Raw genomic sequence first — 1,936 nt, forward strand, 5'->3', positions numbered from 1 at the left:
GGTATCTTCGACCGGCGTGGGCTTACGCAGGCGTGGGCTTACGCAGTAAATGCTTCACCCTCACCGGCGCACCTTCTCCCGAAGTTACGGTGCCATTTTGCCTAGTTCCTTCACCCGAGTTCTCTCAAGCGCCTTGGTATTCTCTACCCAACCACCTGTGTCGGTTTGGGGTACGGTTCCTGGTTACCTGAAGCTTAGAAGCTTTTCTTGGAAGCATGGCATCAACCACTTCGTCACCCAAAGGGTAACTCGTCATCAGCTCTCGGCCTTAGAATCCCGGATTTACCTAAGATYYCAGCCTACCACCTTAAACTTGGACAACCAACGCCAAGCTGGCCTAGCCTTCTCCGTCCCTCCATCGCAATAACCAGAAGTACAGGAATATTAACCTGTTTTCCATCGACTACGCTTTTCAGCCTCGCCTTAGGGACCGACTAACCCTGCGTCGATTAACGTTGCGCAGGAAACCTTGGTCTTTCGGCGTGGGTGTTTTTCACACCCATTGTCGTTACTCATGTCAGCATTCGCACTTCTGATACCTCCAGCAAGCTTCTCAACTCACCTTCACAGGCTTACAGAACGCTCCTCTACCGCATCACCKAAGTGATACCCGTAGCTTCGGTGTATGGTTTGAGCCCCGTTACATCTTCCGCGCAGGCCGACTCGACTAGTGAGCTATTACGCTTTCTTTAAAGGGTGGCTGCTTCTAAGCCAACCTCCTAGCTGTCTAAGCCTTCCCACATCGTTTCCCACTTAACCATAACTTTGGGACCTTAGCTGACGGTCTGGGTTGTTTCCCTTTTCACGACGGACGTTAGCACCCGCCGTGTGTCTCCCATGCTCGGCACTTGTAGGTATTCGGAGTTTGCATCGGTTTGGTAAGTCGGGATGACCCCCTAGCCGAAACAGTGCTCTACCCCCTACAGTGATACATGAGGCGCTACCTAAATAGCTTTCGAGGAGAACCAGCTATCTCCGAGCTTGATTAGCCTTTCACTCCGATCCACAGGTCATCCGCTAACTTTTCAACGGTAGTCGGTTCGGTCCTCCAGTCAGTGTTACCTAACCTTCAACCTGCCCATGGATAGATCGCCCGGTTTCGGGTCTATTCCCAGCGACTAGACGCCCTATTAAGACTCGCTTTCGCTACGCCTCCCCTATTCGGTTAAGCTCGCCACTGAAAATAAGTCGCTGACCCATTATACAAAAGGTACGCAGTCACCCAACAAAGTGGGCTCCCACTGCTTGTACGCATACGGTTTCAGGATCTATTTCACTCCCCTCTCCGGGGTTCTTTTCGCCTTTCCCTCACGGTACTAGTTCACTATCGGTCAGTCAGTAGTATTTAGCCTTGGAGGATGGTCCCCCCATATTCAGACAAAGTTTCTCGTGCTCCGTCCTACTCGATTTCATKRMYAAGAGATTTTCGCGTACAGGGCTATCACCCACTATGGCCGCACTTTCCAGAGCGTTCCGCTAATCTCAAAKCMACTTAAGGGCTRGTCCCCGTTCGCTCGCCACTACTAAGGGAATCTCGGTTGATTTCTTTTCCTCAGGGTACTTAGATGTTTCAGTTCCCCTGGTTCGCCTCTTGCACCTATGTATTCAGTACAAGATAACCATCTTATGATGGCTGGGTTCCCCCATTCAGACATCTCCGGATCAAAGTCTGTTTGCCGACTCCCCGAAGCTTTTCGCAGGCTACCACGTCTTTCATCGCCTCTGACTGCCAAGGCATCCACCGTATGCGCTTCTTCACTTGACCATATAACCCCAAGCAATCTGGTTATACTGTGAAGACGACATTCGCCGAAAATTCGAATTTCTCAACTAAGAGAACTCACAAATTTTACCTTAGCCTGATCCGTTACCAGTGAAAGTAACGTTCAGTCTATCTTTCTATCACATACCCAAATTTTTAAAGAACGAACTAGTC

Annotated in this window: 1 rRNA gene; it reads right to left on the reverse strand. The window is 50.2% G+C overall.

Features of this window, described 5'->3' with window-relative positions:
• Positions 1-1,765 (reverse strand): 23S ribosomal RNA (locus tag AC1DU9_RS29730); the annotation flags it as partial.
• Positions 1,766-1,936 lie beyond the last annotated feature (171 nt).

It is taken from the genome of Pseudomonas sp. P4_C1, assembly GCF_056402155.1.